The organism is Shinella sp., from assembly GCF_052438155.1.
Lineage (GTDB): Bacteria > Pseudomonadota > Alphaproteobacteria > Rhizobiales > Rhizobiaceae > Shinella.
In genome coordinates this window covers 21,638-46,950 of sequence record NZ_JBQVPI010000032.1, presented here as the reverse complement: position 1 = coordinate 46,950, position 25,313 = coordinate 21,638, and the positions used below count along the sequence as shown (strand labels likewise).

The 25,313-nt window shown below is 61.9% G+C and carries 20 protein-coding genes and 3 pseudogenes; 10 read left to right on the top strand and 13 right to left on the bottom strand.

The genetic code is table 11. The annotated features are described in order from the left end of the window. Nucleotides 1-78: 78 nt before the first annotated feature. Nucleotides 79-708 (top strand): annotated as a pseudogene (locus ACT6VE_RS30170) (IS3 family transposase); the annotation flags it as partial. 540 nt (nt 709-1,248) lie between these two features. On the opposite strand, the pseudogene ACT6VE_RS30165 reads toward ACT6VE_RS30170, so the two are convergent. The 6 genes and pseudogenes from ACT6VE_RS30165 to ACT6VE_RS30140 all read right to left on the bottom strand — a co-directional run bounded on the left by ACT6VE_RS30165 (nt 1,249) and on the right by ACT6VE_RS30140 (nt 6,187). Next, nucleotides 1,249-2,277, bottom strand: a pseudogene (locus ACT6VE_RS30165) (IS110 family transposase). A 96-nt stretch (nt 2,278-2,373) separates the two neighbouring features. Then, nucleotides 2,374-2,611, bottom strand: a pseudogene (locus ACT6VE_RS30160) (integrase catalytic domain-containing protein); the annotation flags it as partial. A gap of 251 nt (nt 2,612-2,862) precedes the next feature. Continuing rightward, nucleotides 2,863-4,278: an amidase gene (locus ACT6VE_RS30155; protein ID WP_444801939.1), complete on the bottom strand. Its 1,416-nt coding sequence runs from the start codon at nt 4,276-4,278 to the stop codon at nt 2,863-2,865. Beyond that, nucleotides 4,275-4,463, bottom strand: coding sequence for a hypothetical protein (locus ACT6VE_RS30150; RefSeq protein WP_444801938.1), 189 nt, complete (start codon nt 4,461-4,463; stop codon nt 4,275-4,277). Before ACT6VE_RS30150 ends, ACT6VE_RS30155 begins: the two co-directional genes overlap by 4 nt. Before the next feature lie 28 nt (nt 4,464-4,491). After that, complete coding sequence (locus ACT6VE_RS30145) at nt 4,492-5,271, bottom strand: enoyl-CoA hydratase/isomerase family protein (protein ID WP_444801937.1); 780 nt, start codon at nt 5,269-5,271, stop codon at nt 4,492-4,494. Nucleotides 5,272-5,341: 70 nt separating this feature from the next. Next, nucleotides 5,342-6,187 (bottom strand): transporter substrate-binding domain-containing protein, encoded by an 846-nt coding sequence (locus ACT6VE_RS30140; protein WP_444801936.1) that lies wholly within the window; start codon nt 6,185-6,187, stop codon nt 5,342-5,344. 242 nt (nt 6,188-6,429) lie between these two features. On the opposite strand from ACT6VE_RS30140, the gene ACT6VE_RS30135 reads away from it, so the two are divergent. The 6 genes from ACT6VE_RS30135 to ACT6VE_RS30110 all read left to right on the top strand — a co-directional run bounded on the left by ACT6VE_RS30135 (nt 6,430) and on the right by ACT6VE_RS30110 (nt 13,658). Then, nucleotides 6,430-7,638 carry an acyl-CoA dehydrogenase family protein gene (locus ACT6VE_RS30135; protein WP_444801935.1) on the top strand — a complete coding sequence of 403 codons (1,209 nt, stop codon included), beginning with the start codon at nt 6,430-6,432 and terminating at the stop codon, nt 7,636-7,638. Between the two features lie 12 nt (nt 7,639-7,650). After that, nucleotides 7,651-8,829, top strand: a complete 1,179-nt coding sequence (locus ACT6VE_RS30130; RefSeq protein WP_444801934.1) for an acyl-CoA dehydrogenase family protein — start codon at nt 7,651-7,653, stop codon at nt 8,827-8,829. A gap of 80 nt (nt 8,830-8,909) precedes the next feature. Further along, nucleotides 8,910-9,902: an SDR family oxidoreductase gene (locus tag ACT6VE_RS30125; protein WP_444801933.1), complete on the top strand. Its 993-nt coding sequence runs from the start codon at nt 8,910-8,912 to the stop codon at nt 9,900-9,902. After that, nucleotides 9,902-11,047, top strand: coding sequence for an acetyl-CoA acetyltransferase (locus tag ACT6VE_RS30120; RefSeq protein ID WP_444801932.1), 1,146 nt, complete (start codon nt 9,902-9,904; stop codon nt 11,045-11,047). The genes ACT6VE_RS30125 and ACT6VE_RS30120 overlap by 1 nt, the downstream gene beginning before the upstream one ends. 2 nt (nt 11,048-11,049) lie before the next feature. Then, complete coding sequence (locus tag ACT6VE_RS30115; protein WP_444801931.1) at nt 11,050-11,478, top strand: Zn-ribbon domain-containing OB-fold protein; 429 nt, start codon at nt 11,050-11,052, stop codon at nt 11,476-11,478. Then, the gene (locus ACT6VE_RS30110) at nt 11,475-13,658 is read left to right on the top strand and encodes an acetate--CoA ligase family protein (protein WP_444801930.1); all 2,184 of its coding nucleotides are present in this window, start codon (nt 11,475-11,477) and stop codon (nt 13,656-13,658) included. The genes ACT6VE_RS30115 and ACT6VE_RS30110 overlap by 4 nt, the downstream gene beginning before the upstream one ends. 42 nt (nt 13,659-13,700) lie before the next feature. On the opposite strand, the gene ACT6VE_RS30105 is transcribed toward ACT6VE_RS30110, so the two are convergent. After that, the gene (locus ACT6VE_RS30105; RefSeq protein ID WP_444801929.1) at nt 13,701-14,666 is read right to left on the bottom strand and encodes an NAD(P)-dependent oxidoreductase; all 966 of its coding nucleotides are present in this window, start codon (nt 14,664-14,666) and stop codon (nt 13,701-13,703) included. A 231-nt stretch (nt 14,667-14,897) separates the two neighbouring features. On the opposite strand from ACT6VE_RS30105, the gene ACT6VE_RS30100 reads away from it, so the two are divergent. The 3 genes from ACT6VE_RS30100 to ACT6VE_RS30090 all read left to right on the top strand — a co-directional run bounded on the left by ACT6VE_RS30100 (nt 14,898) and on the right by ACT6VE_RS30090 (nt 17,532). Continuing rightward, on the top strand, nt 14,898-15,200 hold the full coding sequence (locus ACT6VE_RS30100) for a (2Fe-2S)-binding protein (RefSeq protein ID WP_444801928.1): 303 nt from the start codon (nt 14,898-14,900) through the stop codon (nt 15,198-15,200). Beyond that, nucleotides 15,197-16,609 carry an FAD-dependent oxidoreductase gene (locus tag ACT6VE_RS30095; RefSeq protein WP_444801927.1) on the top strand — a complete coding sequence of 471 codons (1,413 nt, stop codon included), beginning with the start codon at nt 15,197-15,199 and terminating at the stop codon, nt 16,607-16,609. The genes ACT6VE_RS30100 and ACT6VE_RS30095 overlap by 4 nt, the downstream gene beginning before the upstream one ends. 173 nt (nt 16,610-16,782) lie before the next feature. Beyond that, nucleotides 16,783-17,532, top strand: coding sequence for a FadR/GntR family transcriptional regulator (locus tag ACT6VE_RS30090; RefSeq protein ID WP_444801926.1), 750 nt, complete (start codon nt 16,783-16,785; stop codon nt 17,530-17,532). 33 nt (nt 17,533-17,565) lie between these two features. On the opposite strand, the gene ACT6VE_RS30085 is transcribed toward ACT6VE_RS30090, so the two are convergent. Genes ACT6VE_RS30085 through ACT6VE_RS30060 form a run of 6 tightly spaced genes read right to left on the bottom strand, consistent with a single transcriptional unit; the run spans nt 17,566 to nt 25,149 of the window. Continuing rightward, nucleotides 17,566-18,042, bottom strand: coding sequence for a MaoC family dehydratase (locus ACT6VE_RS30085; protein WP_444801925.1), 477 nt, complete (start codon nt 18,040-18,042; stop codon nt 17,566-17,568). Between the two features lie 23 nt (nt 18,043-18,065). Further along, nucleotides 18,066-18,980, bottom strand: a complete 915-nt coding sequence (locus ACT6VE_RS30080) for a branched-chain amino acid transaminase (protein ID WP_444801924.1) — start codon at nt 18,978-18,980, stop codon at nt 18,066-18,068. A 10-nt stretch (nt 18,981-18,990) separates the two neighbouring features. Continuing rightward, nucleotides 18,991-19,776 carry an SDR family NAD(P)-dependent oxidoreductase gene (locus ACT6VE_RS30075; RefSeq protein ID WP_444801923.1) on the bottom strand — a complete coding sequence of 262 codons (786 nt, stop codon included), beginning with the start codon at nt 19,774-19,776 and terminating at the stop codon, nt 18,991-18,993. Nucleotides 19,777-19,788: 12 nt separating this feature from the next. After that, on the bottom strand, nt 19,789-21,399 hold the full coding sequence (locus ACT6VE_RS30070) for a thiamine pyrophosphate-binding protein (RefSeq protein ID WP_444801922.1): 1,611 nt from the start codon (nt 21,397-21,399) through the stop codon (nt 19,789-19,791). Next, on the bottom strand, nt 21,399-23,507 hold the full coding sequence (locus ACT6VE_RS30065; protein ID WP_444801921.1) for a hydantoinase/oxoprolinase family protein: 2,109 nt from the start codon (nt 23,505-23,507) through the stop codon (nt 21,399-21,401). The genes ACT6VE_RS30070 and ACT6VE_RS30065 overlap by 1 nt, the downstream gene beginning before the upstream one ends. After that, on the bottom strand, nt 23,497-25,149 hold the full coding sequence (locus tag ACT6VE_RS30060) for a hydantoinase B/oxoprolinase family protein (RefSeq protein WP_444801920.1): 1,653 nt from the start codon (nt 25,147-25,149) through the stop codon (nt 23,497-23,499). Before ACT6VE_RS30060 ends, ACT6VE_RS30065 begins: the two co-directional genes overlap by 11 nt. Nucleotides 25,150-25,313 lie beyond the last annotated feature (164 nt).

Here is a 25,313-nt window from a genome sequence, read left to right as displayed (position 1 = left end):
GCATCACACCCGCACAGAAACTGAAAATGGCCGCGTGAATTCTACCGTAGAGCCCCGTTAAGAACGGGGGGATTACCGCCTGCCTATATCGTCATAAAGGCCAGCAACGAGTTCAAGGACAAGACCACTCGCCCGAACGAGATGTGGCAAACCGATTTCACCTACCTGAAGGTCATTGGCTGGGGGTGGTTCTATCTATCGACCGTTCTCGACGACTTCTCACGATACATCATCGCCTGGAAGCTATGCACCACCATGAAGGTAGAGGATGTCACCGACACGCTCGACCTGGCGCTTGCTGCGTCAGGCTGCGACCGGGTTAGGGTCGAACATCGGCCACGCCTGCTGTCGGACAACGGCCCGTGTTACGTCGCCTCCGATCTCGGCGAATGGCTTGAGAAATACGCCATTGAACAGGTCCATGGCGCTCCCGGTCATCCGCAGACGCAGGGCAAGATCGAGCGCTGGCACCAGACGCTGAAGAACCGCATTCTGCTGGAAAACTACTTCTTCCAAGAGGACCTCGAAGCCCAGGTCGCGGCTTTCGTCGAGCACTACAACCATCGCCGATACCACGAGAGCCTCGAAAATCTCACCCCGGCAGACGTCTACTTCGGGCGAGGTCAGGCAATCCTGCTCGAACGCGAAAGGATCAAACGAGACACCATCAGACAGCGCCGCTTGAACCATCATAGAAAAGCAGCTTAAATCAACCCGCGACCGAGCCGCAAAATCCACTCTTCCAAGGCCAAAAAAATCTCAGTTCATTTGACGACGGACAATCTCCGGCTATCAGCAAAGGGTGCACTAAATCACGTTGAGCTGAATTCGCTCTGCCGCATCAAAAAGCGGCGATAAAAACTGGTGGACCAACTGCGATGGTGCAACATGCGCCGCTGGGTCTCCTCTAAGTGACGTTCTGGCGAACATCACTCTGGCACATTGCGATGCCGTCGGGAGGGGGCATCCACTCCATCAGTTCTCATGTTTGGATGCCCCTTTCGATGCAAGGACTTTTTTGACCGCTGGAGCGAGTGATCGCGTGCGTACATGTTTCAGACCTCATATTGCGGCCATGACATGCCGCGGGCCGGTATGGTGATACGCGGACTGGACTCCAAATCAGTGGAACGAGCTAAAAGCTCCCTGAGAACTACTGGTTTGCCCAATCCCGATCTGATCGATCATTTGCCCATGCGGATCATGTCCTCCTCACATCGCCCGCACTCCGAATTAGAACAGTTGCAGTCAGCAAACTGATCCAGTCGGATCTCTATAATCCTCGTTGCGTGCGAGCATGGCCCAGACCGTTCGCGCCATTTTGTTCGCCATTGCAATAGCCACCAGCATGCGCGGCTTTCGCGCGAGCATGTTCGAAAGCCACGATCCCGGTTTGCCGCCACCGCGCCCTTTCCAATGCACGACGGACATCGCACCGATCATCAATAGTCGCCGGATGTCTCGCTGCCCCATCTTCGATGGTGCGACCGAGCTTCTGCTTGCCTCCGCTCGAGTGCTGCCTCGGAACGAGACCGAGCCAAGCAGCAAAGTCGCGACCACATCGGAATTCCTGCATCGAGGGTGCGAAGGCCGTGATTGCCATTGCGCAGATCGGGCCGATACCAGGCATTTTTTGCAGCCTGCGAACCACATCGCTTTTCCGCGCTTCAGCAGCAATATGACGGTCGATCTGATCGATTTCGCCGTGCAACTGCTCGATCTTGCTCAAGTAAAGTCGGCTCATGCTCTGCACCAGCTCGGGGAGGTTATCCGACGTGATCAGGGCCGCGAGGCGATCAACTTTTTCGAGGCCTTTGCCGACTATAATACCATGTTCAGCTAAGTGTCCACGCAGAGCGTTCACCACCTGCGTTCGCTGGCCAACGAGCAGACCGCGTGTCCGGAAAAGCATGGCACGCGCCTGCTGTTCAGACGTCTTCACAGCAACGGTCCTCATCGTTGGTCGCATCGCAGCTTCTGCGACAGCCTCAGCATCTGCATCTGTAGCATCATTCTTCTGGCGCTTGACGAAAGCCTTTACATAGACCGGCGGGATAAGGCGAACGTCATGGCCGAACCCTGACAACTCACGCCCCCAATAATGGGCCGTGTCGCAAGCCTCCATCGCAATTACGCAAGGTGGCAGTGCCGCCATGAATTTTGGAAACTGAAGACGCGAGAGTTTCTTACGAAACAATACCGACCGTCCTGTGCCGCACCGTGAACTTAGAAAACCTGCTTTGCGAGATCAACACCAACAATGCTAACTTCATCCATGGATGCCTCCTCCTTTGTAGGTGACGTAAAGCATCACCATCATGGCACATTGCGATGCCGGTGGGAGGGGCATCCAACCCATCAGTGGCAATCAACAGCGTAGGCCCAAAGATCCAGATCGCGAGAGACAAATTTGCTGCCGTTGTCGACCCTCATCGTCTTGGGGTAGCCGGGCAATAGCGGGAATGGGTATCCACGACTGTCAGTATGCGCAGTTTTTTGCCTGTTGCGAGCTGGCGTGGACAAAGTCCATCACCCAGACATCCTTCGGACCAGATGCGACCTGGCGGTCGCCCCGGTGCTTTGCCTTCACCCGACGCTTGGGATACTTGTTGCAACTGAAGGTCTATCGGCGCGTGCATATCATGCTCAAACGAGAAGGCTGACAGATTGGCAAGCATGCCGTTTACCGGCTCTACCGCGAGGAAGGGCTGCGTTTGCGGACCAAACGGCCGCGCCGGCGCAGGATGGCGGTTCACCGGGAAGCCCGCTGCCTGGCCAGCAAGCCGAATGAAACCTGGAGCATGGACTTCGTTCATGACGTCTTCCAGCGGTGCAACCCCAAGGGTTCACTCCACTGCCGTGTCAACATCCGTTGGCACGGCAGCTACCCAGCGCTCGAACGATAGGGCGCCGCGTTCTCCAAGGGGTCGCCGTTTCCAGGTGGCAAGCGACCTTGAATAGGGTGCCCTCGTCAAACGGCCTGCCGCCGATCTGCACCGAAAGGGGCAGACCTTTTGGCCCAAACCCCATGCAAACGGCAATGGCGGGATAGCCTGTCAGATTCCACGGCAAGGTGAAACTTGGCTTTTCCAGACCGTCCCAGAAGGGCACGTCTTCCATGAGCGGCGCTTCGGATGCGGAAGCGGCCGTTATGAGCACATCGAACGTTTCCATTGTCCGCGCGAACTCATCGCAGAGTTCGTGTCGACGGCGTTGCGCCTGGATGTAGTCATTGCTTGTCAGAAAGGATGCCAGCAACAGCCTGTGCCGCAGGCGCTCGCCAAAATCGAGAAAACGTGTCTTCAGAGCTTGCTCGTGGTAAGCGGCGGCCTCCGCATTCATTATGATGCGATTTGCGGCGGAGTATTCCGCTAGGGACGAGAGCCTGACCTCGTTTACATCGGCGCCCTCTGCCCGAAAAATCTCGATACTGTCTGAAATTGCGGCCGCCGTTTCCTGGCTGACAGGATTGTCAGTCTCATGGAAATGGCGGACAACCCCGACTTTCAGGCCTTGCAGGCCCTTGCCGATGTCACGCGAAAAATCCGGGACGGGAACGTCGGCGCTCGCCCGGTCGGATGGATCGAAACCTGCCATTTCCTGCAGCAGGAGCGCGCAATCCTCAGCGGTCCACGCCATGGGCCCGATGTGATCCAGCGAATTGGCAAGCGGGATCACGCCCGTGCGGCTGCAGCGTCCGAAGGTCGGCTTGATGCCGGAGATACCGCACATGGCGGCAGGCCCGCGGATCGAACCACCAGTATCCGTACCAGTCCCCCCGAATATCATGCCGGACGCCACTGCAGCGGCGGTTCCGCTGCTGGAACCCGATGTGAAATGGTCAGGATTCCAGGGGTTTCGGGCAGGAGGCCAGGGCAGATCGAACGACGGTCCCGCAAGAGCGAATTCCAGTGTGGCGAGCTTGCCGAGCATGACGGTCCCGGCATCGGCCAGGCGCCGCACAACGGTGGCGTCAGTCGAGGGAACGTAGTCCTCCAAAATTCGGGAATGCGCCGTGGTAAGGATCCCCGCGGTCTCGAAAAGGTCCTTGTGGGCGATGGGAATTCCATCGAGCGGCGTATACCGCCGGTTCTTCATCATCCGGTCTTCCGCCGCCCGAGCGTCCGCCAGCGCCCGCTCGCCCGTCACCGTGATGAAGGCCGCAATCATTGGATTGAGGGCCGCGATCCTTTCGAGACAGTCGCGGGTCAGTTCCACGGGCGATACGGTTTTCGTGGCAAGCTGGCGGCTCGCATCCGCGATCGTCAGCGGGCTCATCGCAGAGGTTCCGGCTGGAAGTCGAGGGCAAGGCCGGTCGTCAGGGCCGATGGCCGGTTGAGAGCGGCAATCATGCGCTGAAGCTTGAGATAGCCGTCAAACAATTGCGCGAGATCGACCGCGTCATGGGGCAGGCCGCTCTGGCGCACGAGAACCACGAAATCTTCAAAACTTGTCTCAGGCATCAAATGCCCCTCTTCCTGCACGCCCATCTTATTCCCCGCGGAATTCCGGTGCGCGCTTTTCGATGAAGGCCGCGCGCCCCTCGGTAACATCGGTGGAGTTGCGCTGAAGCAGACTGTTCAGCAACTGCTCGGTGCGAAGCCCGTCCTGAAGGCTCATGTCGCGCGCTCGCATGGCCAGTTCCTTCGTGGCCTGAACGGCGAGCGGCGCATTCTGGGCAATGGTTTCGGCGTAGCGCCACGCTGTGGACATCAGTTCGCTCGCGGGCACGACCCGATTGATGAGACCGCGCCGCTCCGCCGTTTCCGCGTCGATACTGTCGCCCGTCAACAGCATTTCCATGGCATGCGCATAGCCGATCTGCCGCACGAGCCGCTGGGTTCCGCCCAATCCCGCAACGATACCGCGCTTGACTTCGGCAACGGCGAACTCGGCGTTCACGGATGCAACCCGGATGTCGGTGGCAAGAAGCAGCGTCATCCCGCCGCCGAGGCAATAGCCGTTGACCGCGGCGATGACCGGCTTCCACAGTTCAAGGCCGCGGTTCAGCAGCGGCATGTCCTGCGTTTGCCAGAGGCCCTGCAACTCTTCCTTCGCGCCGATCACATCCTTGATGTCCGCGCCGGCGCAGAACGATTTCTCGCCCGCCCCGGTCACGATGACGCAACGGATGTACGGATTGTCCCGCACCTCCACCCAGACCCTGGAAAGCTCCGCATAGTGGGCGCGGTCGAGCGCGTTCATGCGGTCCGGGCGGTTGATCGTGATCGTGGCAATGCCATTGGCGTCGGCATGAAAATCTATCGACATCGGCTTTCCTTACGCTCTCCCGAAAGAGAACCGGCGCGATGTCATCGCGCCGGCCTGCCCGGGTCTCAGTTCAACGCACGATCTCGGGTTCGATGGCGAGTTTTGCGTCGATCCCGTATTTCGTGAGGATATTGGCAACCGTGCCGTTCTGGTAGATTTCCTTCATCCCGTCCAGATAGGCCTGGAGAAGCTCGTTGTTGTCGTTTTTGGCGGCAAAGCCGACCTTCGCATCGCGCGCCTGGGTGAAGGCAATTTCCAGATTGTCCGGATCGTCCTTGACGCGCACGACCGCGGCTCCCGCATTGTCGAGCAGAAAATCGATGCGCTTGTTCATGATCCCGCGCACGGCCGCGTCCGTTTCCGTCGCCACCACGATGTTGATCGCCGATTTCCCCGCCGCCACGCAGGTCTTCGACTGCTCCTCCAGGGCCTTTTGCGAAAACGTGCCGATGACGGCGCTGGTCGTCAGGCCGCAAAGGTCGTCCATCGACTTGATATTGTGCTCATTCCCCTTCGGCACGAGCAAGGCGCTTCCGGCCTTCATGTAAACCACGAAGTCGACGTTCTGGGCGCGCTCTTCATTGTAGAAGAGGTTGGCATTCATGATGTCCGACTGGCCGTTGAGAACCGTCGGCAGCAGGCTCGTGAAGACGCCTTTCACATATTCGGACTTCAGGCCGACGCAGTCCAGCGCCGCCTCGCTGATTTCGACGTCGCTGCCGACCAGCTTGTCGGAGTCCGGCGCGGTGTAGGCGAAGGGCGCATACAACGGCGATATCGCGACCTTGACGGCCTTGCCGGCAAAGGTCGGGTATTTCTCGGCAGCCTTGCCGGGCTCACAGGCCGCGTTCGCCGCGCCAGCCATGAAACCAAGGCCGGCGATAGCGACCAGAAAACGCATTGCTCGTCTGCTCATCTCGATTCCCCTGCTTTTGATCTGAATTGTGGCACCCGGCGGATCTTTCGCAACCGATTTAAATAGTGCACCAGTACACTGTGCTACTGATTTACCTTTTCGTCAATTCCCACGCATTCGTTTTTTATCCGTGCGAAAGGTCGCGGGAAATCGCCCTAATCGCGTGGGAGATTGATTGACAGGCACGCATGATATTAGGTATACCCTATTAATAGTATACCTATTTATTTCGGGAGCCGCTCATGTTCATTAGGTCGGTCGCCAACGACAATCGTCTGGATGCGTTCCGCGTAGAGGTCCGCGAATTCTGCCGCGCAAAGATGCCCGCAGACATCCGCAGGAAGCAAGAGAAGTCTCAGCACCTCGCGAAGGAAGAATACGATGCCTGGCTGAAATTGCTCGGCGAGAAAGGCTGGCTCACCGGTAAGTGGCCGAAAGAGCATGGCGGCCTGGGCTGGGAGGCGGAACAGTTCCTCGTCTTCGAGGAGGAACTCGGCAAGGCGGGAGCGCCGCCCTTGATCAATTTCGGCATCAATCTCGCCGGCCCCGTCATTTTCACCTTCGGCAATGACGCGCAAAAGAAGAAGTACCTCGACGACATCGCCAAGAACAACACCTGGTGGTGCCAGGGCTATTCGGAACCGGGCGCCGGTTCGGACCTTGCAAGCCTCAAGACCCGCGCCGTGCTCGACGGCGATCATTATGTGGTGAACGGCCAGAAGACCTGGACCTCCTGGGCCCATTGGGCCGACATGATCTTCGTGCTGGTGCGCACCGACCCGACCGTCAAGAAACAGGCCGGGATCTCCTTCCTGCTGGTCGACATGAAGACGCCCGGCATCACCGTGCGACCCATCGTCGGCATCACGCGGCACCATCATCTCAATGAAGTCTTCTTCGATAATGTCCGCGTCCCCGTCGAAAACCGCATCGGCGCGGAAAACCAGGGCTGGACTTACGCCAAGTTCCTCCTGGCAAACGAGCGGCTGCACAGCCTCAGCTTCGCGAAGTTCGAGGCCTACCTGGCGAAAATCCGCAAAGCGCTCGATGAAACCAAGGACGGCGGCAAGCCGCTGTCGCAAGATCCCATCTATCAGCGCAAGCTCGCCGAACTCGAAGTCAAGATGGCGACGGCGAAGGCGCTGATGGCCGATCAGCTCGCTGCCGCGCGCACGACCGGATCGCCGCCGATGATGGGCGCAGCCGCCCTGAAGCTGCGCGGAACCGAGCTGCAGCAGAGCATCCTCCAGCTTGGACTGGACGTGCTTGGCCGGCAGGGCCTCGTCTACCAGGATTTCGCGCTGGACGCCGATTGGGGCGGCGAATTCATCGGCCCGAAGGTCTCGGCGGGCCTGATCTACGAACATCTCTATCGCCGGGCGGCGACGATCTATAGCGGCTCGAACGAGGTGCAGCGGAACATCATTGCCAAGGGCGCTTTGGGACTTTGAGGAGTAGGATCGATGACACGGTTTTCCACTGATGAACGTCAGCTTCTCGACGAAAGCCTCCAGAGCTTCCTGTCGGAGAAATACAGTTTTGAACGGTGGCAAAAGCTTTCCGGCGCCGCCAGCCGCGAGGATGGATCGAACGAGTGGTGCCAATATGCCGATCTCGGTTGGCTGGGGGTTGCGCTTCCCGAGGACTTCGGCGGCAGCGGCGGCGGGATGACCGAACTGGCAATCGTGATGGCGGCGACCGGCCGGCACATGGTGCTGGAAGGCCTCTCCGGGACGCTCGTGCTGGGAGCGGCCGCAATCGAAAGGGCGGGCTCGGACGTGCAAAAGGCCGAACTCCTTCCGAAAATCGCGGCCGGAGACCTGCGGCTCGCCTTCTGCCATTTCGAGCCGGATGCCGGCTACGCCCGTGACTATGTCAAGACCGTCGCCCGGCCCGTCGGCGATGGCTATCGCATCGAAGGAACCAAGGCCTTTTCACTGGGCGCCGATACCGCCGACCGTCTGATCGTTTCAGCCCGCATCGGCACCGCCGATGGTCCTGTCGGGCTCTTCCTGCTGGCACGCGCAGCCGATGGTGTTTCGCTCAAGATCGCACCGGCGCTCGATGCGCGGCTCGGGGCCGAGGTTCGCCTCGCGGTCCAGGTTCCGACGTCCTCACTCCTCGGCAATGCGCAGGACGATCGCATCGCTCTGATAGACCACCTGATCGACCGGGGTGCGATTGCGGCCTGCGCCGAGGCCTGCGGCGCCATGGCCGAAGCGACGCAGGCGACGATCGAATATCTCAAGGTTCGCGAACAGTTCGGGCAACCGCTTTCGAAGTTCCAGGTTCTCCAGCACCGGCTGGTGGATATGAGCCTAGCCTGCGAGGAAGCGCGCGCCATTGTTCACGCGGCGCTTGAAGCGCTGGACAACGGCGGCGCTTCGGCGCAGCGCGCGGTGTGGCATGCCAAGGTTCAGACCGCGCAATCGGCACGGTTCGTCGGCACCCAATGCCTTCAACTGCACGGCGGCATCGGCATGACCGACGAGTTGAAGGCCGGCCATCTCTACAAGCGCCTGTGTGTGTGCGAGGCGATGTTCGGTGATGCAGACTGGTACTTGAAACAACTGAGCCTGACCTTGCCGGACGATGCCGCGGCACGCCCGGACGTTCGGGCGGAGGCCTGCGCGGCCGCCTAGAAAACATCACTGATCATGCCTCCCAATGCTCGTTCCCGCAGGGACCGGGCGCATGGAGGCGGAAAGAAAAGGGAACGGAAATGGGATTGCTAGACGGAAAAGTCGCCCTCGTCACGGGTGGAGGCCGCGGGATAGGCCGCGGGATTGCCCTGTCCCTGGCGACCAACGGTGCGAAGGTCGTCATCAACGATCTGGGCGCCGGCTTGGCGGGCGACGGCATCGACGCCGGACCGGCTGAGGAAACGCAAGCCGCCATCCGGGCGCTGGGCGGCGAGGCGATCATCAATGGCGGCTCGGTTGCCGACCATGCGGCGGGGCAGGCAATGGTCGAGCAGGCTGTCGATACGTTCGGCCGTCTGGATATCGTCGTCCACGCAGCCGGCGTCCTGCGCGACCGCATGATCTTCAACATGAGCGAGGAAGAATGGGACGTGGTCGTCGCCGTCCACCTCAAGGGACTGTTCAACGTCCTGCGTCCCGCAACCGCATTGATGCGCCAGCAGAAGGGCGGACGCATCATTTCGCTGGCGTCCGGTTCGGCCTATGGCGATGCGGGGCAGCCGAACTATTCCGCTGCAAAGGCCGGCATCATCGGGCTAAGCTATTCCACCGCCAATGCGATGGCAAAATACGGCGTGACGTCGAACGTCGTCCTGCCGACCGGCACCACGCGGATGATCGACTCCAAGCCGGAATCGCAGAAGATCTTTGAGGACACCGGCAAATGGCCGAGCGAGCACGCAAAAGGCACGCCCAAGGATCCCGACAACGTCGCGCCGCTGGTCTCCTTCCTGGCGTCCGACCGGGCGGCGAACGTCAACGGCCAGGTCTTCCACTCCTATGGCTTCGGCTACACGCTAGTGGAGCCGCCACGCACCCTGGCGCGGCTGGAAGGCGACCATGCCTGGACGGCTGAAAGCCTGGCCGATGCCTTCGGCAAACACATGGATCCCGACATGAAGCCGCGTCCCGCAATGCCGTTTGGCCGCGATGTTGACGACCTTCGCGACGATGATTTTCGCTCGATTGGCGATGACCGTCGCTACTGGGCGCGCAAAGAGGAGAGCAAATAATGGCAATCAGACAAGCCGCCGTCGTCGGCGTTGCCGAATCCGACGACATTGGCGTTGTTCCCGACAAGTCTACGCTTCAGCTGCAGGGCGAAGCCGTGCTCAACGCGCTCGACGATGCCGGCCTGACGCTGCGCGATGTCGATGGGCTGTTCACCGCCGGGTTCCGGACGACCGAGGTCGCCGAATATCTCGGCATCCACCCGCGCTACTATGACGGAACCCACGTCGGCGGCTCCTCCTTTGTGGTGCATCTCGGCCATGCCGCCGCCGCGATCGCCTCGGGTCGCATCGAGGTTGCGCTGATCGTCCACGGCGAAAGCGGGCGATCGCGGATCGGCCTACCGGCCTCCGCCAGCAGTCCGCAGGGCATGGAAGGCCAGTTCGAAAACCCCTACGGCATGCCGGGCGCACCGGGCGCATACGCCATGGCCTGCGCGCGCCACATGCACCAGTATGGCACCACCGAGCGCCAGCTTGCGGAAATCGCCGTGGCGGCGCGCCAGTGGGCGCAAATGAACCCCAGGGCCTTCAAGCGCGATCCACTGACGATCGAGGAGGTTTTGGCCTCCCCCTATGTCAGCTGGCCATTCCGAAAGCTGGACTGCTGCCTCGTCACCGATGCCGCTGGCGCCGTCGTCGTCACCAGCCTCGAGCGTGCACGGGACCTGAAAAAAGCGCCGGTGCGCGTGCTTGGCTGGGGCGAAGGCCACGATCACCAGATCATCAGCCAGATGCCGGACATTACCTCCGGTCCGGGCAGGATTTCAGGCCCCGACGCGTTCGCGATGGCCGGCGTCACGCACGCTGACATCGACGTCGCCGAAGTCTACGATTCCTTCACCTACACGGTGCTGACCTCGCTCGAAGACCTCGGATTCTGCAAGAAGGGCGAAGGCGGCGATTTCGTCTCGGGCGGCAGGATCGCGCCCGGCGGCGAATTTGCGCTGAACACCAGCGGCGGCGGGCTTTCCTACACCCATCCCGGCATGTTCGGCATCTTCACCATCATCGAATGCGTCCGCCAGCTTCGCGGAGAGTTCCGCGGACAGGGCTTGCGCCAGGTCGACGATGCCAGGATCGGCCTGGTTCACGGCACGGGTGGTAAACTCTCAGCAACGGGAACCGCCATTCTGGCGGCAGATTGACCATGACAGACTATTTGAAACCGCTTCCGAAGTCCGACCCCGTCACGGCGCCTTTCTGGGATAGTCTCAAGAAGGAGAAGATCGAGGTCCAGCGCTGCGAGGATTGCCAATCCTTCGTTTTCTACCCGCGCGCGCTCTGCCCGCATTGCAGTTCACGCCGGCTCAAATGGACGCCGGCCTCCGGACGTGGACGGATCTACACGTTCACGATCGTGCACAAGGCGCCAGGTCCGGCTTTCAAGGCGGACGCTCCCTATGTCGTCGCCCTCGTCGAACTCGATGAAGGATGCCGCATGATGACCAACGTGGTCGATGTCGCCGCCGACCCCGATCATGTCAGGATCGGCATGCCGGTCGAAGTCGTCTACGACCATGTGACGGCAGATGTGACCCTGCCGAAATTCCGCCCCGTGGGAGGCAGCAACGCATGAGCACTCAGCCCCTCCGCCAGCCGGGCAATGATGATCGAACCGGCGACCACAGCCCCAAAATCTCCCTGAACGGCTTTTTCTCGCCGCGCAGCATCGCCGTCGTCGGCGCGTCCGAAACATCCTATTGGGGCCGGAACATCTTCCGCAACCTCACGGCGCAGGGTTTTGAGGGCCGTATCGTGCCGGTCAATCCCAAGCGCCAGACGATCTTCGGCATCCCCTGCATTGCCAGTCTCCGAGATCTCACGGAGCCGGTCGACCTGGTCTATATCGCAACGCCGACCGACACGGTGGGCGCCGTGCTGGATGACGCGGCCAGTGTTGGCATTCGCCATGCCGTGATCATCGCCGCAGGGTTCGGCGAATCCGGTGCGCATGATCGCCAACTCGAACTCCAGGAAAAAGCCGCCGCGCACGGCATCACGATCCTCGGGCCGAACTGCCCCGGCTTCGTGAACATCGCGCAGCGCGTTTCCGCCTATGGCCAGGAAATCCCGGCCGGAATGAAAAGCGGCAACGTGTCCATCGTTCTCCAGAGCGGCGCGCTGGCCACCGTCATCATGAAGCTTGCCTGCACGCACGGCATCGGCGTTTCCAAGCTCATCTGCATGGGCAACGAAGCCATTGTCGATACGGCCGATGTCATCGAGCATCTGATCGCGGACAGCGAGACCCGCGTCATCGCGATGTTTGCCGAACAGTTCCGCAATGGCAGGCGGTTCCTCGAACTCGCGCGCCAGGCGCTTGTCGCCGGCAAGGCGATCGTCGTGCTGAAGGCCGGGCGCACGCCGGAAGGCCAGAAGGCAGCGCTTGCCCATACCGGGGCAGTGGCCGGCGACGAAGCCGTTGTCGATGCAGCACTTCGCCAGGTGGGCGTCGCGCGCGTGCGCAGCCTTGAGGAACTGCTGATCACGGCCGGGCTGTTTGCGAGCGGCGTTCACATCAAGGGCGCGCGGATGGGTGCTGTTACCGCCTCGGGCGGCGCCTGCGACATCATCGCCGATCGCGCCTCCGACGAAGGACTGGAGCTTCCCGCCTTCGCCCCCGAGACGAAGAAGGCGCTTTCGGAATACCTTCCCACATTCGCGACGGTGCAAAACCCGCTGGACACGGCTGCCGTCGATACCCTGCGCGACACCGGCACGGCCGCCGTTCCGATGGACGTCGTTGCGGAAATCGTTAGCCGCGACCCGAACATCGATTTCGTCCTCTATCTCGGCTTCAACGTCGTGCCGCAAACCAGACCCGACGATGCCGAGGCGGACAAGCAGGCGGCCCGGATGATCCATGTCCGCGACATGCTGGACGCATCCCCCATCGCCATCGTCCCGGTGAGCCTGAGCTGTATGGAGGTCGGGCCGTTCGCACGCGAAATCTACGATGCGAACCGCATTTTCATGCTCGGCGGCATCGAGTTCGGGATCACGGCCCTCGGCCATTGTGTCCGCTGGCAAAAAGCCTGCGATGCTGCGCGCGTCGCCGCCAAGATCGAACCGCCGGCGCCGGTGATTGCGCCCGGCAATAGCCGCAAGGGCCCCTGGTCGGAGCATTCCGGCCGCAAGCTCCTCGAAGCGAACGGCGTGCCGCTCGTTCCGGCCGAGCTTGTCAGCAGCGCGCAGGACGCGGTCGCGGCAGCCGGGCGGCTGGGATATCCGGTCGTCCTGAAGATTTGCGCTGCCGAAATCGCCCATAAATCCGATATCGGCGGTGTCGCCCTCAATCTGCACACGGCAGAGGCGGTCCGTGACGCCTACGAGCGGGTCGCAGCAGCAGGCCGCAGTGTCAACGGCGCCCATGTGGAGGGTGTCCTCGTCAGCCCTATGCGTCCGCGCGGGGTAGAACTTTTCGCCGGCGTGACGATCGATCCGTCGTTCGGCCCCACCCTTGCCGTCGGGCTTGGCGGCATCTGGATCGAAACACTGAAGGACGTCAGCCTGCGCGTCCTGCCGGTCACGCAGGACGATATCCAGTCGATGCTCCGTTCGCTGCGCGCAAGCCCGCTTCTGGACGGGGCACGGGGCGGTCCGAAAGTGGATATTGCAAAAGCCGCCGCAGCAATTCACCGCATAGCGCAGGCGAGCCTGTCGCTGGGCGATCAGTTGCAGGCATTCGAGATCAATCCTCTCTGGTGCCTTGAGGACAAGGTCGAAGCCCTCGACGTCCTCATCGTCACCGAATAGCAGGCAAAACCGCGCCTGATGCGTTCCGGTTGCCGGAACGCATCAGGGTTTTGGTCCTGCGGTCGCCCCGATGACCAGTTCACCTTCGGGAAGCTGCTGCCCTGCCAGGAACAGCTCGATATTGCGAAGGCCGCGTTCAAAGACTTTTACGAAATTTTCGAGTGTCGCCCCGGCAAGGTGCGGTGTGACAACCACATCCTCCCGCGCAAACAGCGGCGACGAATGGAGGGGCTCGACATCGAACGTATCGAGACCGGCTGCAAAGACATCGTTGCGCTCAAGTGCGTCATGCAGTGCCGCCTCGTCGATCAGGCCGCCCCGGGCGCAGTTGATGACCGTCGCTCCCGGCTTCAACAATCCGATGTGCCGGACGTCGAGCATGTTCCGCGTCTCGGCGGTGAGAGGGACATGCAGGCTGACCACATCGGCGCAGGATAGCAATTCCTCAAACGCGCAAAAGCGAACGGCAAGCTCCCTCTCCACGACCTCGCTTGGTCGCTTGATGTCGTAATAGACGACATCCACATCGAAACCGACGAGGCGCCGCGCCACCGCCTGCCCTATCGCCCCCAAACCGATGATTCCAACCGTCTTGCCGGCCAGTTGCCGTTGCCTGGCCCGCCCTTTTGCCCTCAGCCAACTGCCGGCGCGCGTGCGGCGATCGAAATAGGGCAGACCGCGCAATGCCGCGAGCATGAGCAATAGCGTGTGCTCGGCCACCTGGGCCGCATTGCCCGCCTGGAGACGCGCGACGCCGACATTTCGCCGCCGGCAGGCATCAGGGTCCACATTGTCGACGCCTGCGCCCAGCTTCTGGACGAAGCGAAGATTCGGGGCGTCTTGAAGGAGCGCGGCATCGACGCCCGTGCCGATAATCATCGCGACGTCCGCATGTACAGCGGCGGCATGCCGGTCATGCTTTTCGTTGGAAACGGTGCACGACACCTGCCAACCGGCGGGCAGAAGCCTGCCGATCTCCTCCCGGATCTTCGGATCGACGGCATCCAAGAACGCCAAGTGCACCATGGCAGCTTCCTTTCTCCTAGCGCGATTATATGATACCAGTACACTTAATATGGTCGTTTTGCAACACTGGCCGAACGCGTCGATAGGGGTGCTTCAACCGGCCAGCGGCGAGATTGCCCATCACGGCGCCCACCGAAAGTTTTCGCTCTTTCACTGGACTTACTCGTTCGGCCGAGATATATAGTATACTAGTTTTATGAATGTGAGGTCGAGATGATGGATCTGCGCGTCACCCCGGTAAACCGCGGGCACGCCTTCACCATTTCCGTCAACGGAAAGGCCGTCCCGGCCTATCCCGGCGAAACGGTTGCCGGGGCGCTTCTTGCCGCGGGAATGAACATCTTCAGAAAGACCGACGAAACCGGCCGCGAGCGGGGGCAGTTTTGCGGAATGGGGGTCTGCTACGACTGTCTCGTCGCTGTCGATGGCCGGCACTCGCAGCGGGCCTGCATGACAGCTGTTGCCCCGGGAATGACGATCGAGGTTCCCGCCTTGACGAAGGAGCGTGCCGAATGATGCTGCAACAACGCCCTCCCGTCAGCACGGATGTGCTTGTCATCGGCGCCGGCCCGGCCGGTCTTTCCGCCGCGGCACTGATCAGCAATGCGGGCGTCAACGTGGTCGTGCTGGATGAGAACGCCCGTCCCGGCGGCCAGTACTATCGCCAGAGCCGGCTGGCCGGCGCGCTTCCGCAATCGATCGTCGGGCCGTCGCAGGGCGATGGACGGGAACTGATCGGCCAGATCAACCTCGCCTCCGCGCAAATATGCACCGACACGCTGGTATGGGGCGTCGAAGCCGACAATACCGTGCTCTATACGCAGGGCGGGCGCTGCGGGCGGATTTCGGCCAAGGCCATCATCCTGGCAACCGGGGCACATGAGCGGGTCATTCCCTTTCCGGGGTGGACCCTGCCGGGCGTCATGACGGCCGGGGCGGCCCAGACATTGCTCAAGGCACAGGGGATTCTTCCCGGCAAACGCATCGTGATCGCCGGCACCGGCCCCTTTCTATACCCGGTCTCGACCCAACTCGCCGCCGCAGGCGCCGATCTGGCGGCCATCTGCGAACTTTCGCGCGACCGGCTCTGGCCGTTGCGCGTTAAACAGCCCTACCGGCATCTGCAGATCTACCGGGAAGCGCTCGGATATCTGGCGAAGATGCGGCGGCTTCGCCTTCACGTCTCCATGGGAACGAGCGTTGTCGAAGCGCTCGGCGATACCGCCCTGCGCGAGGTGGTGATCGCCGAGTTCGACGCCGCCCACAACGAGCGGCCGGGAACGCGCCGAACGGTCGCCGCCGATACGCTTCTGACGAGTTTCAGCTTCGTGCCCAATGTGCAGGTCGCCCGCTTGCTGGGTTGTGAGCTGCGCTGGGATTCGGTTCAGCAGGCCCATTTCGCAAGGGCGGACGAACGGCTGCAGACGTCGCGGCAAGGGATCTATCTGGCCGGCGAGATCTTCGGGATTGGCGGACATCGCGTGGCGAAGGCCGAGGGCCTGTTCGCCGCCGCGAACGTCCTTGAAGATCTCGGCGTCCCACTGGACGCCGGAGCGCTTGCCGCCAGACAAGCGGCATCGCACACAATATCGGCCGGCCGGCAGTTCGCCGCGCATATGCTGCAATCCTTCGCGCTGAAGCCCTGCATATTCGACATCGCCAAACCGGATACCATCGTCTGCCGCTGCGAATCCGTGCCGCGCCGGGAAATCGATTATCACGCCGAACTGTGGGAGGGCGCGCAACGGGCCGTGAAACAATGCACGCGTGCTGGAATGGGCAGGTGCCAGGGCCGCATGTGCGGGTTTGCCGTCACGCAGATCGTTGCCCGGCACGCGCCATCACCCGACAGTATCCCGGCACCAGACACACCGCGCATGCCCGTAAAACCCTTGGCGTTAAGCGACGTCGCGCACGCGCAATGAGGAACAGGCAAGGTTCCGATCGCAAATCGGCGGGTCCAGAGCCGTGATAGACATGTGTACGCAGATTAGGTATGGGTGCAATAGTAGCCCAGTTAGACAGAGCTCCGAAAGTAACACGAGGCCTTACGCTGGTGGATATTCAACAAGACTCATCGCAATTGGTGGCACGCAAGATGTTTGATTCTGCCAATCCGGGGAAGGCATCCCAGGTCATCGTCTCCCAGATTCGGGAGGCCGTCGATGCCGGCAAGCTTCGCGTCGGCGATCGCCTGCCACAGGAAAAGGACCTGATCGAGCAGTTCGGCTTCAGCCGCGCGGTTATCCGCGAGGCCTTGCGCACGCTCGAAGCGGAAGGCCTGATCCGCCTGGTCTCCGGCAGAAACGGCGGCGCGGAGATTTGCGAGCCGGATCCCCTGAAATTCGTGCCGGCGATCACGACTCTCATGCGGCTTCAGAACACGTCGATCGACCAGGTTCACGAGACCCTCGAACATATCGAGCCGATCATCGCCGCGCTGGCGACGGAACGGCATACGAAGGAAGACATCGACGCCCTTCAGGAATCGATCGACATCATGCTCGCCAACACGGCCGATCGCGTGCTGTGCCAGACGCAGGCAAACCGTTTCCATGTGCTGCTGGCGCGGGCGACAAAGAACCAGATGCTGATCTTCCTCAGCACGATGATCCGCCAGGTGATTGTCCGGCTGGACTATCAGGGTGTTGGCGAACGGCCGCTGAAGGTCGCCGAAGAGCACCAGCGCATCGTCGATGCGATCAAGAAGGGCGACGCGGACGCCGCTCGTGCGGCAACGCTCGATCACGCGCATCAATGCGAGTTTGCCGTTCGGGCCTCGCAAACCGGCTACAAGCTCAGAAACGACGCGACAAGCGAGCAGATGACAAGAAACCTGCTTCGATAATTCGAAGCAGGTTCCCCAGACTTTCAGCTCTTCTCAGGCCAAGAACTTGCGGTTGATCGCCTCGACGACCAGTGCCGGGCGTTCCTTGCCCTCGACCTCGACCGTCTCGCTGAACTGCAATTCAAGCACGTCAGGCTTCACCATTCTTGCGTCCGCCAGCGTCTGCCGCAAGCGGATCCTCGATCCGACGGGGACGGGCGAGACGAAGCGCACCTTGTTGTAGCCGTAGAGCACGCCCATTTTCGCATCGAGCGCAATGCGCGTGCCTTGCAGGCTTTCGCGCAGCATCGAGAGCAGTGACAAGGTGAGAGCGCCGTGTGCAATCGTGCCGCCAAAGGCGCTCTCCTTTGCGGCCCGAACGGGGTCGCAGTGGATCCATTGAAAGTCTCCGATGACGGCAGCGAAAGCATCGACGCGCGCCTGCTCGATCAGCATCCACTCGCTCACGCCAAGCTCCTGGCCGATCGACGCAAGTACTGCGTCAACCGTCGATAAGATGAGAGTATCCATTCCGTTCCCGCCCGTTCCGTTCGTTACACAGCCGTGAGCCATTCGTGATCCGGGTTCGTACGACCATACGCCAGGTCAAAATAGCCTGTCTGCAGCGCCTTCGTTATTTCACCCGGCGCTCCCGATCCGATGGCGTCGCCATCGACATTGATGATCGGTGTGATCTCTGCCCCTGTTCCGCAGAAGAATGCCTCACTCGCATCGAAGAACTCGCTGCGATCGACGTCACGCTCCTGCACCTCGACACCCTTTTCCCGGAGCATGTGGATGACGGTATCCCGCGTTATGCTCTCCAGGATGTCGCTTGTCCCGGAAGGTGTCACCGCGACACCTTTACGGATCAGGAAAAGGCACATTGCCTGTCCTTCCGAAAGCTTGCCACGACTGTTGAGAAAAATAGCCGCATCATAGCCGTCCTTGGCGGCTTGCAGGCCGGCATAGCGGGAGTTGTTATAGTTACCGTTCGCTTTGGCGCGGGCCGGCATGACGTTATCCGAGATGCGCTGCCAGGACGATATCTGAGCGCGCACGCCAAGCTCCACTTTTTTGGGCGTATCGCGCGCAATCGCGGTAATAAACGTTCCGATCGGCTTCTGCGCATTGCTCTCGCCGATGCCGGATACATAGACCGTTGGACGGATGTGGACCGCCGCACGAAACGCATTCCTGCGGACGAGGTCGATTGTCGCTTCAATCATGGTTTCGGCCGGGACGATTTCGCCGAACCGCATGATCCGCTGACTGAGTTCCAGCCGCCGCATATGCTCCTCGAGCCGGAAGAGATACATCTTTTCCCTGTCGGTATTCCAATAGCCGCGGATGCCCTCGAAGACGGCCGCGCCGTATTTCACCGCCGGCGAGAACACATGGATCTTGGCATCGCTCCACGCAACAAATTCCCCGTCGAGATAGACCAGCAGATTTGAATAATCGGACATAGCGGGGTTCCTATTTCTCTTCGACAGGAAGGGTGTAGTTGAGGCCCGATCGACCGCCGTCGATATAGAGGGTCTCGCCGGTGATGTAGTTGGCGTCGTCGCTGGCCAGGAACAGCACGACATTCGCCACGTCGCGTCCCTCGCCAAAGCGCATCAGCGGAATACGCGACAGGATTTCCTTGCGCTTTTCGACATCCTTGAGCAGGTTGTCCTTGTTGAGTTCGGTGTAGATCGTGCCGGGGCCGACCGCGTTCACACGAATGCCGTGGGGCGCAAGCGACAGGGACATGGCCGTGGTCAGCGCCGAAATGCCGCCCTTGGACGCGGCATAGGGCGCAATCGTCGGCATGGTCATGCGCACCGACGACGAGGACATGTTGACGATCGCGCCCCCCTCGCCGCGATCGGCCATGTGGCGCGCGACCTTCTGGCCAACGAGGAACGTCGATTTCAGGTTGATGCGGATGACATCGTCCCAGTCCTCTTCCGACAGATCGAGGAAATCCGCCCGTCGGGTAATGCCCGCATTGGAGAACAGCACGTCGATGCCGCCGAAATCGGCGATCACCCGATCGATCGCGTGATCGACCGCCGCCTTCGTGCCGACGTCACATTCATAGAAGTGGCAATCGACGCGGTGTTTTCCGGCTATCTCCTTCGCGGCCGCCTCACCACGCTCGACCAGCACGTCGAGGATGGCAACGCTTGCGCCCTCCTCGGCGAAGCGCTCGGCGCAGGCGCGCCCGATCGAACGCGCCCCCCCGGTGACAACAACCCGCTTTCCTTTCATACGCATTGCCGTCACCCCTCAGAGTTCACGCAGAGCGTTGAACTGCTCGACATAACACGAGCCATCGATGCGCACGGCAATGACGGTCGTGTTGCCGGTTTTCACGGCGGCCTGCAGAGCATCCGCCAGCTGGCCCTCGGTCTCGACGACGACACCGTCCGCGCCAAACCCCTGGGCAAGACTGACCCAATCCAATCCGCCAAGCTCGATGCCGAACCGCTTGATCTTCTTCAGCTCCTGCTTGATGCGGATCAGCGCGATCTCCCGGTCGTCGAAGACCATGACGATGATCGGCAGCTTTTCCTTCACCGCCGTATGCAAGTCGCCGACCGCCATCAGGAAACCGCCGTCGCCGGCGAACGCGATGACCGGACGGGTCGGATGGGCCAGACGCGCGGCGAGAGCGCCGGGGATCGCATAGCCCATCGTGCCGAGACCGTTCGACGTCAGGAATTCACGCGGGCCGTAGGACTCCCACTTCTGGACGACCAGCAGGCGACTTGCGCCGGCATCGCACGTTGCGATCGTGTCGCGCGGCATGGCGGCGCGGGCGACTTCCATGGCGCGATGCGGCGACAACCCCTTGGTCGGCACGTTCAGCGCGTCGATAACGGCCGTGCGGAATTTTGCAGCCGCCTTCTCTCCCCATTCGCCCTGGCCGCCGATAGCAGCCCGCAGCCCCTTCAGCAGACCGTTGATCTCGCCCAGGATTTCGAGGTTGGCAGGAACCAGCCCGTCGAGCGTCGGCGTGTTGGCGAGGCTCAGAAGCGGCGTGCCATAGGGCCACGCCTTGGGTTGAAGCTCGACGGCGTCGAGCCCGACGGTGATGATCAGGTCCGCCTGATTGACGAGATCGCGCTCGATCAGCCCGCCGATGATGCAGCCGGCACGAAGCGGATGATCTTCCGGAATGACACCCTTGCACTTCGACGTCGTCAGGACCGGAGCCCCAAGCGCCTCCGCAAAGCTGACGAGTTCGCCCGACGCCTGATCCCAGAGCACGCCGAGACCTGCCAGGAGAATGGGACGCCGTGCCCGCCGGATCATGTCGAGAGCCGGCGCCAGCGACTCTTCCACCGGGATCGTCGCAAGCGTGTTCTGCCGAAGATCCGGAGGGAACTTCATGGCCGGGGCCTCTGCGGTCGTCTCGCCCGCCGGCACGTCGATGTGAACAGGCCCGGGCGTTGGAGCGGTTGCGGTCCGCAGCGCGCGACGGATCTGCTGGTGCGCACCCTTGGCATAAAGGGTCGTGCTCCATTTGGTGATCGGGTCGTAGATCTGGCGGTGGTTGATCACTTGCCGTTGACCGGTCTCCAGCGTCGTGCCGGGATATTGATCGGTGAGTGCGATGAGGGGCGCGCGATCAAGCCAGGCATAGGCGATGCCGTTGACCATGTTGGTCGCGCCGGGGCCGCGGGTCGATGTGCACACGCCCGGGCTGCCGGTGATCTCGCCCCAGGTCGCAGCAAGGATTGCGCCCGCCGTTTCCTGCTTCATCAGGATGTAGCGCATGTCGCGCTGGCTGGCGGCATCCATCAGCTCGACGGTTTCGCCGCCCGGATGGCCGACGATGAACGGCGTACCGCTTTCCTTGATAGCATCCGCCAAGACTTCGACTGTGCTGGCCATTAGACGAGTTCTCCTCTGGTATCTTGAATTTCGACGATCAGGTTCAGGTAAGCATCCACGGTGACCGTGGTGTCGGGACCGACGACGGCGGTGGATTCGCGCTCCTCGATGACGGCCGGCCCCTTGAACACCGTGCCGACGGTCAGGCCGTAGCGGTTGTAAACTGTGGCCTCGACGAAGCCGGACTGGGCGAAGTGGACGCGGCGCGTGCCTTTGCGGGCTTCGCGGCGGTCGATCTGCCGGCCTTCGAACTGCAGCTTGATATCGGGGCGCGGGCAGCTTGCAGTGAGGCGCCAGGACACGATCTCGACAGGCACGTCGGTGATGTGGCGACCGAACAGCAACTTGTATTTCTCTTCGAACCGCTGCTTCAGCGCCTCCCGGAAGTCCACATCGAGGAAGGTATCCGGCAGCCCGACCTCGATATCAAAACCCTGGCCGCGATAGCGGATATCGACCGAAGACTTCATGGTGACCTCGTCCCGGTTGGCACCGGCAGCCACCAGCTGCGCGACCGCATTTTCGCGCATCTGGTCGTACAGTGCCTTTGCAGCCTCGGGCGTCGCCTGATCGAGCAGGACGATCTGGCTGCGCACGTCGTTGACGGCGGGAGCGGCAAGGAGGAAGCCGAGTGCCGAGCTGACGCCGGCACCAAACGGAATGATCAGGCGGCTGATCTTCAGTTCCTTGGCAAGGCCGTAGGCGTGGACCGGACCTGCACCGCCCGTCGCGATCAGCGTGTATTTGCGGGGATCGCGACCCTTTTCCGCGATGTAGCGTCGGGTGGCCGCCGCCATGTTGTTGTTGACGACCGCGTGGATGCCGGCGGCGCTTTCCATCATCTCCAGCCCCGCATCGTCGGCGAGCTTCGTCTTCAAGGCTCCCGCGACGGCGCTGGTGTCGAGCGACAGTTCGCCGCCGAGGAAATATTCCGGTGACAGATAGCCGAGCATCAGGTCGGCGTCGGTCACGGTCGGATTCTCGCCGCCCTTGCGGTAGCAGACAGGGCCTGGCTCGGAGCTGGCGCTGTCGGGGCCGACCTTCAGCAGGCCCATGCGATCGAGACGGGCGATCGAGCCGCCGCCGGCGCCAATTTCGATCAGGTCGATGACCGGCACTTTCAACGGAATGCCGGACCCCTGCCGGAAGCGACGAACACGGCCGGCTTCGAAGGTCTGGGAATGTTCGGGCTGGCCCTTTTCGATGAGGCACATCTTTGCCGTGGTGCCGCCCATGTCGAAGGCGACGGCGTGATCCGTGTCGCTGAGGCCGGCATAGTGAGCACCCGAAATCGCGCCGGCGGCCGGACCGGATTCGATCATCTGGATCGGCGCATCCTCGGCGACGCTAAGCGCCGCCGTGCCACCGTTGGAGAGCATCACGCTGAGCGTTCCGCGGAAGCCGAGGTCCTGCAGCTTCTGGCGCAGGACCTTGATATAGCGCCGCATCTGCGGGAGCACATAGGCGTTGGCGGCCGCGGTGCAGGTCCGCTCGTACTCGCGAATTTCCGGTGCAACGCCGACCGACGTCGTGACCGGAATGTCCGGGTGCGCCATGGCGATCAGGTCCCCGGCACGGCGTTCATGCGCCGGGTTGGCGAAGGCATTGAGGAAGCTGACGGCAATCGCATCGACACCGGCGTCAACCAATTGCTTCGCGGCGGCGAGAACCCCCTGTTCGTCGAGCGCCTCCAGAACCTCGCCCTTCGCCGACATGCGCTCGGTCACCGTCAGGCGCAACGGGCGGGGCACGAGGGGCTCGGGCTTTTCCATGAAGAGGTCGTAGAGGTCGTAGCGCATCTCATGGCCGACCTCGAGAATGTCGCGAAACCCCTTGCTGGTCACCAGACCGACACGGGCGCCGTTTCGTTCGATCAGGGTGTTGGTCACCAGCGTCGTGCCATGAACGATGCCATCGACCTGATCGATCGTCAGCCCTGATTCCCGCACGATCCGCTCGACGCCTTCGCAGATCGCCTGCGAGGGGTCCTGATGGGTGGTGAGCTGCTTGCCGGTGTAGATAACGCCGCGGCGGTCATCGACGAGAACCAGATCCGTGAACGTCCCGCCGACGTCGACACCGATCCTGACACGGAGATTAGCGGTCATTTTGCACCCCATAGAGCTTCTCGGCCGCATCCTGCGACACATATCCAAAGTCGATGTCCCGCTGGATGGCAGCGGGGTCCCTCTCGGCCGGCGCGCCGAAGCCGCCGCCGCCCGAGAAATGAATGTGCAGGGTCTCGCCCGGCGTCAGGACGCTGCGCGACTTCGGGTGCAGACGGGTTCCATCCGACAGCGCAACGATCGACTTCGAACCGGGCTGGCCGCCGCGCAACCCCTGTGGCGGGTACTTGTGACGATCCGAAAGGAGAGAAATGTTGACCGGGCTGTCGGATTGGATTTCCAGCACCACGTCCTGGCCCAAGCCGCCGCGGAACTTACCCGCGCCACCGGAATCCTGCGCCAGCTCCTTGTGCCGGACCAGCAAGGGCGACACGCTTTCCAGCACCTCGATGCTGCCCGCCCCGGTGTTTGAGGGAAACGCGGTGCAGGCGTAGCCGTCCATTCTGCTGCTGGCGCCAAGCCCGCCGGATGCGAAGAGCACCTGGTTGAAACTCTGGCCGTCGCGGGTGCGCCCACCGAAGACGGTTCGCAGCGTCGGTGCGCTGCCGGACTCGGCAACGACAAGCTCGGGCACGACCTGCGCCAGACATCCGTAGATGGCGCCGGTCAGCAGGTGGCCGGTCAGCTGGCGCGCGGCAACGGGCGCCGGAAAGACCGGATTGAGGATCGACCCGACGGGCGCCTTCACCGACACCGGCTGGAACGAGCCTTCGTTGCGCGGGCTTTCCGGATCCAGCGCGCATTTGATCGGGTAGGTGGCGTAGGCCGTCGTGTATTTCAGGACGGAGTTGATACCGCGATTGATCTGCGGCGAGGTTCCGTCGAAGTCGATTTCGAGTTCCGAACCGCGAATCGTCAGGCGGCACTGGATGACGGTTTCGTCGGCGTCAAAACCATCGGCGCGCACGCTCGACGTCCAGGAGCCATCGGGCAACGCCTCGATCGCCTTGCGCATGGCTGCTTCCGCCCGTGAGCGAAGTTCGGCAGACAGCAGGACGAGATCGTCCATACCGGTGTCTTCCAGGAATTGCCGGACCCCGGCGGCGCAGACCCGCTGCGCGGAGACCTGGGCGTAGATGTCGCCGATGACCTGGTCCGGCGCACGAACGTTGTGACGGATGAGCTGCGTCACATAGCTGTTTTCACGGCCCTCGCTGATGAACTTCACCGGCATCAGGCGAAGCCCTTCCTCCACCAGTTCACGGCAGTCCCCCGCCCAGCCGGCACCGCCGATATCGGGCAAGTGGGCGATGGAACCCGAAAACCCGACCATGCGGTCCTTGTAGAAGATCGGCGCGGCCATGGTGATATCCGGCAGGTGCCCCGAGCCGATTTCCGGATCGTTGGTGATGATGCAGTCGCCGGGCCGCCATTCCTCGCGCGGAATATGCTGAAGGAACGACCGCACCGCGCTCGGCAGCATGCCGACGAAGGACGGAATGCCCGCCGTGTTTTCCGACAGGCAGTTGCAGTCCGCATCCATGAGCACGGTGGTGAAGTCATTGGATTCCCGCACCACTGTGGAGAATGCCGTGCGCAGCAGGGCCGCCGCCGACTCGTCGGCAATGGAGATCAACCGGGACCAGTAAATCTCAAGGGAAATGGGGTCGAAAACGTCGCTCATGAACCGCTCCGATGGACTGCCATGGCAGTTGATTGGTTTGAAGGGCTTTTCAAATTACTAGTATACTGGTATAAGTAATGTCAATCGGAAAAAACGCTGATGGCGGAAGCCGGACCGTGGTGCGGATTTTCCGGGGGCGTTGAAGGCGGAGCGTAAAAATTGAC